Source organism: Mesorhizobium sp. M0140, from assembly GCF_040322475.1.
GTDB lineage: Bacteria > Pseudomonadota > Alphaproteobacteria > Rhizobiales > Rhizobiaceae > Mesorhizobium.
Map to the genome: position 1 here is coordinate 268,717 of NZ_JAMYTM010000002.1, position 12,691 is coordinate 281,407.

The window sequence follows — 12,691 nt, forward strand, 5'->3', positions numbered from 1 at the left end:
AGCGTTGCCCTCCGGATCATCGAGCGGATATCGTTGAGCATGCCTGAAGGGAACGCTGACATCATCAGACTGAACGGCGCCGAAAAGCATTTCGGCGCCGTTCGCGCACTGGGCGGCGTCGATTTTCACGTCGGCCCCGGCGAGTGCGTTGGTCTCGTCGGCCATAATGGCGCCGGCAAATCGACGCTGATGCACATGGTGGCGGGCACGCTGGTGCCCGACAGCGGGCAGATCGGCGTGCATGGCGACACCGAGGACAACTACTCGGTGTCGCGCGCGCAGCAGCTCGGCATACGCTGCGTGTTCCAGGAACTGTCGCTGTGCCCCAATCTCAGCGTCGCCGAGAACACGCGCATCAACCACGCTTCGCTGCGCGGATTTGGCTGGCGGCGCAAGGCGGCCGAGTTGATCGCCGCCAAGCTCGACGAGATCTTTCCGGGCCACAGCATTTCGGCGGCGGACATCGTCGGCGACCTGTCGATCGGCCGGCGCCAGATGGTCGAGGTGGCGCGCGCCTTCACCGCCACTCAGGACCGGCTCGACCTCGTCATCCTCGACGAGCCGACCTCGTCGCTCGACGCGCATACGGCGGGCCAATTGCTGGCCTTCGTGCGCCGCTTCGTTGCCGGCGGTAAAAGCTGCATCCTGATCTCGCATGTGCTGGGCGAGGTGCTGCGCAACGCCGACCGCATCGTGGTGATGCGCGACGGCAAGGTGGTTGTCGCCGACGCCGCCAGCGCCTTCAACCGCGACCGGCTGGTGACGGCGATGGGCGGCGCGGAAGCGCGCCAGAAGATTGCGGCGCAAATCGCGGCTGCCAAGCCCGCCGCCAGTCCGCTGCGGGTTCGGGCGCGGCCCGCTGCGCAGAAGGACGGCACCGACCTTGTCGCCTGTGCCGGGGAGATCATCGGCCTTGCCGGGCTGGCTGGCCACGGCCAGACTGACCTGCTGCTGGCGATCTTCGCTGCGGCGTCGCGGGCCCGAACCGGCATCGAGGTGACGGCACCTGTGGCGCTGGTCGCCGGCGACCGTCAGTCGGACGGCATTTTCCCGCAATGGTCGATTGCTGAGAATATCGGCATCCGCTCGCTGGCGCGGCTGCGCAGCGGGCTGTTGATCTCGCCGCAGCGCGAGGCGGAGCTTGCTGCATTCTGGCAAAAGAAGATCGGCATCCGCACGCCGGATATGAACAACAACATCTTTTCACTGTCGGGCGGCAACCAGCAGAAGGCGCTGTTTGCGCGTGCGCTCGGCTCGGACGCGCAGATCGTGCTGATGGACGACCCGATGCGCGGCGTCGACATCGGCACCAAGCTGGAGGTCTACGACCTCGTGCGCGAAGAGGCCGCCCGAGGCCGCACCTTCCTCTGGTACACCACGGAAACCGAAGAGCTCGACAATTGCGACCACATCTATGTCTTCAAGAACGGCCGCATCGTCGCCAATCTGCGCCGCGACGAGTTGACCGAAGAGAAGATCATCCAGTCCTCCTTCGGCGATGCGGCCTGAGATGACGGCCGCCAGCCTCGACACCGCCGCCAGGACATCCGCCGAACGTGGCGCGCTTGCCCGCGCGCGCCTGCTGCGCGGGCTGCTGCCGGCGCTGTCGCTGGCGCTGGTGCTGCTCGCCATCGCCTGGCTCAACCCGCGCGCCATCAGCTATTTCGGCTTCAGCCTGATGCTGAACCTGGCAATCCCGATCGCCCTGGCGACGATCGCGCAGATGTTCGTCATTGCCGGCAACGAGCTCGACCTGTCGATCGGCACCTTCGTCGGCTTCGTCGGCTGCGTCACGGCGACCTGGCTGAAGGACGCGCCGCTCATCGGTGCCGCCATCCTGCTCGGATCGATCGGTGTCTATGCGCTGCTCGGCGCGCTGATCCATCTGCGCAATTTGCCTTCCATCGTGGTGACGCTCGGCATGAGCTTCGTCTGGCAGGGCCTCGCCATTCTCGTTTTGCCCAAACCCGGCGGCAAGGCGCCGGACTGGCTGCTCGGGCTGATGGCGTTCAAGCCGCCTTTCGTGCCGTTCCCGATCATCGCCGCGCTGCTGATCGGCCTCATCGTTCATTTTGGCCTGATGCGCACCTCCTACGGCGTGATCCTGCGCGGGTCCGGCGGCAATCCGGCGGCACTCGGGCGCGCCGGCTGGTCGCTGCTCAAGACCAAGATCGTGCTGTTTGCGCTCGCGGGTCTGTTCGGCGTGCTTTCCGGCATGGCGCTGATCGGCATCACCACCTCGGCCGATGCCAATATCGGCAATGGCTACACGCTGCTGGCGATCGCCGGCGTCATCCTCGGCGGCGGCGAATTCGTCGGCGGCCGGGTATCGCCGATAGGTGCTGTGATCGGCGCGCTGACGCTGGCGCTGGCCGCATCGCCATTGCTCACCTTCATGCACATCCCGCCCGACTGGCAGGTGGCCGCCAACGGCGCCATCCTGATCATCGTGCTGGCGGCGCGGGTGCTGATCAGCCGCAAGGAGAGGTGAGCGATGACATCGGTGAAATCGCTGCTCACCAAACCCTGGATCTGGTCGTTCATTGGCGCGCTTCTGGTGTGGCTGGCGACGATCGCCTTCACCGGCGGTTATGGCGCCGGCGGCATGGTCACTGCGGCCCTGTCGCTTGCGGTGTTCACCGTCATTGTCGGCGTCGGCCAGATGTTCGTCATCACGCTGGGTCCGGGCAATGTCGACCTGTCGCTGCCGGCCAATATCGGCCTTGCCAGCGCCGTCGCGATGAAAGTGATGGACGGCAACGATTCCATGATCGCGGTCGGGCTGCTGGCGGCGCTTGCCTGCGGGGCGGCGATCGGCGCCGCCAACTATCTGCTGATCTGGGCGCTGCGCATCCCGCCGATCATCGCCACTTTGTCGGCCAGCTTCATCATCCAGTCGATCGACATCAGCTACGGCCGCGGGCTGCAGATCAAGCCGCCGCCCGGCTTCGCCGATTTCGCCAACTGGCAGATTTCAGGCATTCCGGTGCTGGCGATCCTCACCGTGCTGTTCACCATCGGTGCGGCCATCGCCCTGCAGCGTATGATCTATGGCCGCTCGGTGCTGGCGATCGGCCAGAATATCCGCGCCGCCTGGCTCGCCGGCGTCAATGTCGGCCGCATCCGTTTCCTCACCTACACGCTGTCGGGCGCGCTCGGCGGCATCGACGGGGCGCTGCTCGCCGGTTATTTCCGCGGCGCCAATGTCGACATCGGCAATGAATATCTGCTGGCCTCGATCGCCGTCGTCGTCATCGGCGGCACGTCGGTAGCCGGCGGCAAGGCCAATGTGCCTGGCGTGTGGGGCGCGGCGCTGTTCCTGGTGCTGCTTTTGACCATGCTCAACACGTTTGGGGTGAGTGCCGGGGTGCGATTGCTGCTCACGGGGCTGATCATTGTCGGGGTGATCACGGCGGCGGGCGGGCAGAAGGCGCCGCGGTAGCGGGAGCAGGACGCCGACGCTGGCGGGACAGCACCCCCCTCTGGCCTGCCGGCCATCTCCCCCGCAAGGAGGGAGATCGGCAGCTTCGCCGTTTCGTCCGCCTTTCAACGTTGAAAATTGGGAAGGCCGTCGTGACGTCCGATCTCCCCCCTTGCGGGGGAGATGCCCGGCAGGGCAGAGGGGGGTGTGAAGGATCGCTACTTCGGCGATGATGGCAGCCGGGCACCTCGAGCCGCTAATCATTGTGCCAGGCCTCCCTCTGGTTTCCATCCACGTCATAGCGCTGTAAATCCAATCGCGCGGCTGCAGGCCGTTCACCATTGTCCGGAGGTTTGCGTGTCCGATTTTGTGAAGGTCAGCCGCGACGGCGACGTCGCCGTCGTCACTATCGACAACCCGCCGGTCAACGCGCTGAGCTTTCATGTCCGCGAACCGCTGATGCAGGCGCTGGTTGAGCTGCGGGATGATGCTTCGGTTGCCGCCATCGTCATTGCATGCGCCGGCCGGACCTTTGTCGCCGGCGCCGACATCACCGAATTCGGCAAGCCGATGGAACAGCCCGAGCTACGCGCCATTGTGGCTGTGCTGGAGACCATCGCCAAGCCGACGGTCGCCGCCATCCATGGCACCGCGCTCGGCGGCGGGCTGGAGCTGGCGCTGGGCTGCCATTTCCGCGTCGCCGATGCCGGCGCCAAGCTCGGCCTGCCGGAGGTGAAGCTCGGCCTGTTGCCGGGGGGCGGCGGCACGGTGCGGCTGCCGCGCCTGGTCGGCGCGCTGAAGGCCTTGAAGATGGTCGTTTCCGGTTTACCGGTCGGTGCGACCGAGGCGCATGCCGCCGGTCTCGTCGACGCCGTCTTTGAAGGCGATCTGGCCACCCATGCCGTGAACTTTGCCAGGGAAATAGCCCGCAAGGGTGGTCCCTTCACGTCGGTGCGCGATCGCAATGAGGGGCTCAAGGAGACCGACCTCGCGGCTTTCGACGCCGAGGCTGCGGATCTTGCCAGGAAAGCGCGCGGGCTCGAGGCGCCGATCGCCTGTGCGCTGTCGGTGCGCAATGCCGTCATGCTGCCCTTCGATGCGGCGCTGGCGGCGGAGCGTGCGCTGTTCGTCAAGCTGGTCGCCAGCGACCGGTCGCGGGCGCAGCGCCATGTGTTCTTCGCCGAACGTGAGGCGGCAAAGCTTCCCGGAAAAGACATCGTCAAGCGCAGGATCGCCCGCGTCGGCGTCATCGGCGCCGGTACGATGGGCGGCGGCATCGCCATGGCCTTCGCCAATGGCGGCTACCCGGTCACCATGCTGGAAACCAGCCATGAGGCGCTGCAGCGCGGGCTGGCGACCATCGACAAGAACTACTCGGTGTCCGTCACGCGCGGCTCGCTGACGGCAGATGCCAAGCGCGAGCGCCTCGCCCTGTTCAAGGGCTCCACCGACTATGCCGATCTCGCCGATTGCGACCTGATCGTCGAGGCGGTGTTCGAGGACATGGCGGTCAAGAAGGAGGTTTTCGGCAAGCTGGAAGCCGTGGCCAAGCCAGGCGCGATCCTCGCCACCAATACCTCCTATCTCGACATCAACGAAATCGCCGCCTCGACCTCGCGGCCGCAGGATGTGCTCGGCCTGCATTTCTTCTCGCCGGCCAATGTCATGAAGCTCTTGGAGATCGTGCGCGCCGACAAGACCGCGCCCGATGCGCTTGCGACCGTCGTCGACCTAGCGCGGCGGATCGGCAAGGTGGCCGTTGTGGTTGGCGTCTGCCACGGCTTCGTCGGCAACCGCATGCTGGCCGCGCGCGGCTCGGAATCGGAAGCGCTTCTTCTGGAAGGCGCGACGCCCAGCCAGATCGACCAGGTCTTCACCGATTTCGGCTGGCCGATGGGGCCTTTCCAGATGGGCGATCTCGCCGGTCTCGACATTGGCTGGCGCAACCGCAAGGCGCGTGGCCTGTCGGCCGTGATCGCCGACACGCTGTGCGAACAAGGACGTTTCGGCCAGAAGACCGGCCGGGGGTTCTATCTCTACGAGAACGGTTCGCGTACCCCGGCCCCGGATCCGGAGGTCGAGGTGCTGATCCGCGACAAGGCCGCCGAGAGGGGCATCGCGCCGCGCGCGATCAGTGCGGAAGAAATCATCGAGCGCACGCTTTACCCCCTGATCAACGAGGGCGCCAAGATCCTGGAGGAAGGCATAGCGGCCCGTGCGTCCGACATCGATGTCGTCTGGGTCAATGGCTACGGCTTTCCCATGGGCAAGGGCGGACCGCTGTTCTGGGCTGGCCTTGAAGGCCCGGGCAAGATTATCGAGCGGCTCGAGTACTGGCATCAGCGGACGGGCAAGGATGTGTTCAAGCCAGCGCCGTTGCTGAAGCGGATGGCCGAGACCGGATCGTGGGAAGCCGGCGCAACAGCCTGATCAAACGGCGGACTGAGGGGGTGGTAGGAATTATCGTATCCGCGCGTCGATGATCTCGACGAAACGTGCGAACAGGCCGGCCTGCGACTTGATCTTGAGCTTGCGATAGATGTTGCGCCGATGGACCTTCACGGTGCCCGGCACGATGCGCATGGCCCTGGCGATCGATTCCGTCGAATGCCCTTGCAGCACCAGGTCAACGACATGCTTTTCGCGTGGCGTCAGCGACAGGCTTTGCCAGATATGGGCGCGGTCGAACTCGTTGACTGGAGCGGTCGTCTCGTCCTGCTGCGCCTCTGCCGGTTCGTCGGTCGGAAGGATAGGCCAGCGCAGCCTGGCGAAGCTGATCACCGCCGGCGCCATGTCGCGCAGCAACCTGGCATCGGCGGTGCCGAACGGGCCCGAGGCGCGCAGCCGCATCAGCGACAGCACCAGCGCATCCTTGCCCGGCAACGGCACGAAGAAGCCGACCTCCTCGGCCAGCCTGGTCTGGCTGTAGTAGGAGCGGAAATACTCGCTGGCATAGAAACGGTCCGGCGCCAGTTCGCGCATGCGCCAGAACCCTTCCTTGCGCTCGACCGCAGCGTGGTGGAACGGGTCGAGCAGATACGGCCCCTCCTGATAGAGCGCGACGAAGACGTGGCTTTCGGCCGGCGAGAAGGTTTCGAACAGCAGCGGCGGGCGCGCCGCGCCGCGATAGCCGAACACCACGCAGTGGTCGAAGCTGACATGGAGCCGCAGCCAATCGACCAGCGCATTGCCGAACAGGTCGCCGCTGGTCTCCCGCGTCGCCGCGACGAGCGTGGCGAGCTGGCTGTATTCGTCGCTGCGGGACAATCCATACCCCCTTAAACGAGAAAATAGATCAGATATACCACCTCAGAGGTATATACTAGCCGCCATTGGCTCTGGTAGCGTCCCGATATTGCCCTGTTGCTGGAGCCATCAGCCTTGACCGCAGTGCCCGACATCGAGTTTCGCGGCGTCACCAAGCGCTATGGCGCGGTGACCGCGGTCAGCGGCATCGATCTCGCTGTCCCGCCCTCCGCCTTTGTCGCGTTGCTCGGGCCGTCCGGCTGCGGCAAGACCACCTGCCTGCGCATGATCGGCGGCTTCGAACAGCCGAGCGAAGGCCGGGTGTTCATTCGCGGCCAGGACATGGCCGGCACGCCGCCCTACCGGCGGCCGGTCAACATGGTGTTCCAGCAATACGCGCTGTTTCCGCATCTCGATGTCGAGGACAATGTCGCCTACGGGCTACGCCAGGCGCGGCCAAGGCTATCGTCACGCGAGATCGCCTCAAGGGCGGGCGAAGCGCTCGAAATGGTGCGGCTCGCCGGCTATGGCCGCCGCAAGATCCACGAGCTGTCCGGCGGCCAGCAGCAGCGTGTGGCGCTTGCCCGTGCGCTGGTCAACAAGCCGGCCGTGCTGTTGCTCGACGAGCCACTGGCGGCGCTAGACAAGAAGCTCCGCACCGATATGCAGATCGAGCTGCAGAACCTGCAGCGCGAGATCGGCATCACCTTCGTGCTGGTCACGCACGACCAGGAGGAAGCGCTGTCGATGAGCGATTTCGTCTGCGTCATGAATGGCGGCCGCATCGTCCAGCTCGGACAGCCAAGCGAGATCTATGACGAACCGGCCGATTTGTTCGTCGCCGATTTCGTCGGCAAGACCAATCTCTTGAGCGGTACCGTCGCCGGACATTCGGGCGATCTGGTGGAGGTGGCGCTTGCAGACGGCACCGTCATTGCAGCGCGCAAACGAACCGCCCTGCAGCAAGGCGAGGCCGTTTCGGTCAGCCTGCGTCCTGAATCGCTCAGTCTCGGCGCTCAGACAGGCGGCCCATTCAAAGGCGTCGTCCGCAACCGGATCTTCCTGGGCTCGACGGCGGAATACGCGATCGAGGTCCAGGGCATCGGAACGCTGCTGGCCAAGGCCGATCACCTGATCGGCCACGGCAATCTCTTCAAGCCGGGTGAACCCGTCGCCATCGGCTTTGCCTCCGGAACGCCGCTGGCGTTTGCGGAGACCAAGAACAACGGGGCCAACCAGAGGGTAGATAAACATGTCGAAATCATATCGTGACGGACTGCCGATAAGCCCTGAAAACTTCGTCGACCAGCTGATGCGCCTCAAGCGCGGCTCGATCGGCCGCCGCGACTTTCTTGGCCTCACCGGCCTTGGGATTGCGACGGCGGTGATGGCGCGCGAGATCGGCATCATGCCGACACCGGCCTTTGCCGCCGAGAGCCTTGGCGACCGCATGTCGATCGCCACCTGGCCGAACTATCATGACCCGGCGACCTTCGAGAATTTCAAGAAGGACACCGGCGTCGCCGTCGAGGTCAATGTCTTCGGCTCCAACGAGGAGATGCTGGCCAAATTGCAGGCCGGCGCTTCGGGCTGGAGCCTGTTCGTACCGACCAACTACACGATCTCGACTTACAAGAAACTCGGCATCATCGAGCCGCTGGAGATGGCGAAGCTGCCGAATTTCGATGGCTCGCAGGAGGATCCGCGCTTCACTGGGGAAGGCACGATCGAAGGGGTGACCTACGCGGTGCCGAAGAACTGGGGCACCACCGGCTTTGCCGTCAACACCAAGAAGCTGACCAAGCCGATGACGAGCTGGAAGGAGTTCTGGGACACCGCCATGGCCGAAGGCGACAGCCGCACCATGGTGCACGACTACCAGCTGACCACGATCGGCAATGCGCTGAAATATTACGGCTACTCGTTCAACTCGCTCAAGCAGGACGAACTGGCCAAGGCGGAGGAACTGCTGCTGAAGGTCAAGCCGCATCTGTTCGCGGTCTCCTCCGACTACCAGCCGGGCATGCGCGCCGGCGACGCCTGGATGACGATGTGCTGGACGAACGATGGCGCGCAGCTGCATCGCGACATTCCGGAGATCGCCTATGTGCTGGGCAAGGAAGGCGGCGAGATCTGGACCGATTTCTACGCCATTCCGAAGGATGCGCCGAACAAGCCGGCCGGCTACGCCCTGCTCAACTATCTGATGAATCCGCAGGTGGCGGTGAAGGAGCACCTGGCCAATGGTGCGCCCTCGACCGATGCGCGGGTCAACAAGCTGCTGCCGAAGGAAGTGCTCGACAATCCGATCCTCTATCCGGCGGCCGACCTGTTGACGCCGCTGGAATTCGGCGCGGCGGCAACGCTGACGGATCCCGGCCGCGCCGAGCTGATGGCGCGCTTCAAGTCGGCCTGAGCGACGGCCTCGAATTCGATTCGGATAATTTGACCGGCGGGTTCATACCCGCCGGCACGGGGCAAATCTCTCCATGCACGGCAGCCGTCTTCGCAGGAATTTTCTGACCGCCATGCTGCTCGGTCCGGCGACTGCGTGGCTGGTGGTGTTTCTGGTGCTGCCGTTCATCGCCATCGCCGTGTTCAGCGTCGGGGAGCGGGCGCCGGAAGGCGGCTATCAGGCGGCTTTTACCTTCGCGCAATATGCCAATCTTCCAGCGCGGGCGACCGCCTTCTGGAACACGATGGTGCTGGCGCCGATAGGGGCGCTCGCCTGTCTGCTCGTCGCTTATCCCGTTGCCTATTATCTCGCCTTGCGCGCACCGCAGCGCTGGCGGCTGATCCTGCTGGCGCTGGTCGTCATCCCGTTCTGGACCAGCCTCCTGATGCGGACCTATGCCTGGATGTATGTGCTGGGCGGGCGCGGCATCCCGGCTCTGCTGTCCTATATCGGTTTCGAGGATATCAGGCTGATCAACACGCCGGGCGCGGTGCTGCTCGGCATCGTCTATGGCTACCTGCCGCTGATGATCCTGCCGATCTATGTCAGCCTTGAGCGGCTCGACCGCAGGCTGCTGGAAGCCTCCGCCGATCTCGGCGCGACGCCGCTCTCGACCTTCCTCGGCGTGACCCTGAAACTGTCGCTGCCGGGCGTGATGACCGGCTTCTCGCTGGTCATGATCCTGCTGCTCGGCGAATATCTGATCCCGACGCTGCTTGGCGGCGGCAAGGTGTTCTTCATCGGCAACGCACTGGTCGACCTGTTCCTGCAATCGCGCAACTGGCCGTTCGGATCGGCCATCGCGATCACGCTGGTGCTGGTCTCGGTGGTGGTGCTGATTGCCGCCAACCGCATTTCGACCCGGGTTTCGGGCGCTCGCCGGGTGGATTTGATCTGATGCGCACCTTCGTCATTGCCGTCTTCGCTTTCCTCTATCTGCCGATCGCCCTGGTCGTGCTGTTCTCCTTCAATGCCGGCCGCCATGCCAGCGAGTTCACCGGCTTTTCGGTTCAGTGGTACGGTACGGCGCTGGCGAACCCGTTCCTGGTCGAAGCGCTGAAGAACAGCCTGTTCATCGCTACCACCAGCGCCTTGCTGGCGGCGTTGTGCGGCACTGCGGCGGCACTCGGCCTGGCGCGTGTCGGCATCAGAACACGCGCGGTCTTCGATGCGCTTCTGGGCGCCGCGATCGTCGTTCCGGGCGTCGTCATCGGCATTTCGACGCTGGTCGCGCTCGTCCAGCTGTTCACGGTCGTCAATCCGTTCCTCGCCTCGATCTGGCCCGACGACCAGCCGCCGCGCCTCGCGCTCGGTTACGGCTCGATCATCGCAGCGCACGGCCTGTTCTCCATGGCGCTGGTGACGATGATCGTCGGCACGCGGCTCGGCAGCCTCGACCGCAATCTGGTCGAGGCGTCGAGCGATCTCTACGCCACGCCGTTGACGACGTTCCGCTCGATCGTGCTGCCGCAGATCATGCCGGCCATCGTTGCCGGCTTCCTGCTCGCCTTCACGTTTTCCTTCGACGATTTCATCATCGCCTTCTTCGTCGCCGGGGCGCAGACGACGCTGCCGATCTATGTCTTCGCGTCGATCCGGCGCGGCGTGACGCCGGAGATCAATGCCATCGCGACGATCGTGCTCGTCGCCTCCGTGCTGCTCGTGGTGCTTGCCCAATGGCAATTGCGCCAGCGCAAGCCGTCGAACTGAAAGTCGCATCATGATCCTCAAAGACCGCATCGCCGTGGTGACAGGCGCCGGCTCCGGCATCGGGCGCGCCGGCGCCATGATCATGGGCAGGGAAGGCGCGGTGGTCGTCATCGCCGACAGGGATCAGGCCGCTGGCGAAGCAACGGCTTCGGAGATGCGGGCAATGGGCGGGCAGGCCGAGGCGATCGCGACCGATGTCGCGGACGATGGGGCGCTGGAAAAGCTCATTGCCGGCACGATCGAGAGGCACGGGCGCATCGACATCCTGCACAATCACGCCGGCATCCAGGTCGGGGGAACGCTGACCGAGGTCGAGGTCGGCGGCATGGACGCGTCATGGCGGGTCAATGTGCGGGCGCAGTTCCTGGCGGCCAGGATGGTCATGCCGTCGATGATCGCACGAGGCAACGGCGTCATCCTGAACACCGCCTCCAATTCGGGTGTGTTCTACGACCGCGAGATGATCGCCTACGCCACCTCCAAACACGCGGTGGTGGCAATGACGCGGCAGATGTCGCTCGACTATGCCCGGCACAATGTCCGCGTCAACGCGCTCTGTCCGGGCTGGGTCGACACGCCGTTCAACGAACCGTTCATCGCCCAGATGGGCGGACGCCAGGCGATCGAAACCTATGTCCGCACCAAGATTCCGATGGGACGCTGGGCCAGCGCCGATGAGATCGCGGAAGCGATCCTGTTCCTCGTCTCCGACCGCTCATCCTTCATGACCGGCCAGGCGCTGGTGATCGACGGCGGTGAAAGTATCGGCTGAGACTTGTGCTTTCGTCACCAACCTCCTTTATTTCAGCGCCTTTCCAATACACTGCTCTACGACCTTCCTGGTGCCGCTGGTCGGCTGATAGGACTATGGTCCGGCCGGCATGGGACTTCAGTGCCATGGCCGATCAAGAGCGTTGATTTGTGTTTAATATCAAATGGTTATGGTGCCGGCGGGTTGTCAGATCGCGTATTGAGACAACATTTGTCTAAAGTTTACTCTGTACAATTAGTAATTCCTCATACGACGGTCGCCTAGCGGTTGGGCGAAGGGCGGCGATTCCCCGAGGAGATTACCATGACAAACCGAAAAACTCTGTTCGCGGCGCTTGCCGCATTGGCGCTTCTGGCATCTCCGGCGATAGCCGGCGGCAACGGCCACGGCGGCGGCAATGGCGGTGGCAATGCCGGCGGCAACGGCAACGGCGGGGGAAATGCCGGCGGTAACGGCGGCAATAGCAATGGCAAGAGCGGCGCTTCGCACGGCAAGTCTTCCTCGGCTCGGGGGCAGGTGGCAAAGGCCAAAACGGATGACACCACGGTCGACAAGACCACAAAGGTCTCGTCGGTTCCCAAGGAGAAGAACATCCACGCCAAGCTCGGCCGGCTGAACTCGCTTCAGCGCAACATCAACGCCTATATGAACTCGAAGAGCAAGAAGTTCGCCGCCATCCAGGCTTTCGTGACGCAGTCCGCGAAAGCCAAGGTCGCCGAGGCCGCCGCTGAGGCGGCCCAGGAGAAGCTGGATGCGCTGAATTCTCAGTTGACCGCGCTGACGTCGCTGACGCCCGAGCAGATTGCCGCCATGACGCCCGAGGATCAGGCGGCCTTGCCTGGGAAGATAACGGATCTGCAGGCCGAAATCACTGCCCAGGAGGCAGAGGTCACCGCCGCCAATGAGGCGGCTGCCGCGGCAGAGGTCGGCACCGATGATGCATCGCTCGACGCGGCACTGACGGACATGGCCAACAAGCCGGTCGACGACGACGTCACGGCCTGGGCCCAAGGGGTCCTTGCCGGCAAGATCGACCAGACGGCTGCCGCGATGGAAGCAGAAACGACGCCGTAACGACTTGCCGTTG

General features: G+C 64.5%; 11 protein-coding genes. 10 read left to right on the forward strand and 1 reads right to left on the reverse strand.

All coding sequences use genetic code 11. The features are described 5' to 3' along the window. Positions 1–39: 39 nt before the first annotated feature. The 4 genes from NKJ37_RS03295 (at position 40) to NKJ37_RS03310 (ending at position 5,851) form a co-directional block, all read left to right on the forward strand. A complete protein-coding gene (locus NKJ37_RS03295) occupies positions 40–1,509 on the forward strand; it encodes a sugar ABC transporter ATP-binding protein (protein WP_352772669.1) in 1,470 nt (489 codons plus the stop codon). 1 nt (position 1,510) lies between these two features. Then, positions 1,511–2,491 carry an ABC transporter permease gene (locus NKJ37_RS03300; RefSeq protein ID WP_023811209.1) on the forward strand — a complete coding sequence of 327 codons (981 nt, stop codon included), beginning with the start codon at positions 1,511–1,513 and terminating at the stop codon, positions 2,489–2,491. Positions 2,492–2,494: 3 nt separating this feature from the next. Then, the gene (locus NKJ37_RS03305) at positions 2,495–3,442 is read left to right on the forward strand and encodes an ABC transporter permease (RefSeq protein WP_352772672.1); all 948 of its coding nucleotides are present in this window, start codon (positions 2,495–2,497) and stop codon (positions 3,440–3,442) included. Positions 3,443–3,778: 336 nt separating this feature from the next. Next, complete coding sequence (locus NKJ37_RS03310; protein ID WP_352772675.1) at positions 3,779–5,851, forward strand: 3-hydroxyacyl-CoA dehydrogenase NAD-binding domain-containing protein; 2,073 nt, start codon at positions 3,779–3,781, stop codon at positions 5,849–5,851. Positions 5,852–5,881: 30 nt separating this feature from the next. Here NKJ37_RS03310 and NKJ37_RS03315 read toward each other — a convergent pair whose 3' ends face one another. Continuing rightward, positions 5,882–6,688: a helix-turn-helix transcriptional regulator gene (locus NKJ37_RS03315; protein WP_352772677.1), complete on the reverse strand. Its 807-nt coding sequence runs from the start codon at positions 6,686–6,688 to the stop codon at positions 5,882–5,884. A gap of 114 nt (positions 6,689–6,802) precedes the next feature. Between NKJ37_RS03315 and NKJ37_RS03320 the strand changes: the two genes are divergently transcribed. The 6 genes from NKJ37_RS03320 to NKJ37_RS03345 all read left to right on the forward strand — a co-directional run bounded on the left by NKJ37_RS03320 (position 6,803) and on the right by NKJ37_RS03345 (position 12,678). After that, positions 6,803–7,939, forward strand: a complete 1,137-nt coding sequence (locus NKJ37_RS03320; protein WP_352772679.1) for an ABC transporter ATP-binding protein — start codon at positions 6,803–6,805, stop codon at positions 7,937–7,939. Next, the gene (locus NKJ37_RS03325) at positions 7,920–9,083 is read left to right on the forward strand and encodes an ABC transporter substrate-binding protein (RefSeq protein WP_023811205.1); all 1,164 of its coding nucleotides are present in this window, start codon (positions 7,920–7,922) and stop codon (positions 9,081–9,083) included. Before NKJ37_RS03320 ends, NKJ37_RS03325 begins: the two co-directional genes overlap by 20 nt. A 73-nt stretch (positions 9,084–9,156) precedes the next feature. Next, positions 9,157–10,020: an ABC transporter permease gene (locus tag NKJ37_RS03330; protein WP_352772682.1), complete on the forward strand. Its 864-nt coding sequence runs from the start codon at positions 9,157–9,159 to the stop codon at positions 10,018–10,020. Beyond that, entirely contained in the window at positions 10,020–10,832 is an 813-nt protein-coding gene (locus NKJ37_RS03335; protein ID WP_023811203.1) for an ABC transporter permease, read from the forward strand. The genes NKJ37_RS03330 and NKJ37_RS03335 overlap by 1 nt, the downstream gene beginning before the upstream one ends. Positions 10,833–10,842: 10 nt before the next feature. Then, positions 10,843–11,604, forward strand: coding sequence for an SDR family NAD(P)-dependent oxidoreductase (locus NKJ37_RS03340; protein WP_023811202.1), 762 nt, complete (start codon positions 10,843–10,845; stop codon positions 11,602–11,604). 303 nt (positions 11,605–11,907) lie between these two features. Beyond that, positions 11,908–12,678 carry a hypothetical protein gene (locus tag NKJ37_RS03345; RefSeq protein ID WP_023811201.1) on the forward strand — a complete coding sequence of 257 codons (771 nt, stop codon included), beginning with the start codon at positions 11,908–11,910 and terminating at the stop codon, positions 12,676–12,678. Positions 12,679–12,691: the final 13 nt, after the last annotated feature.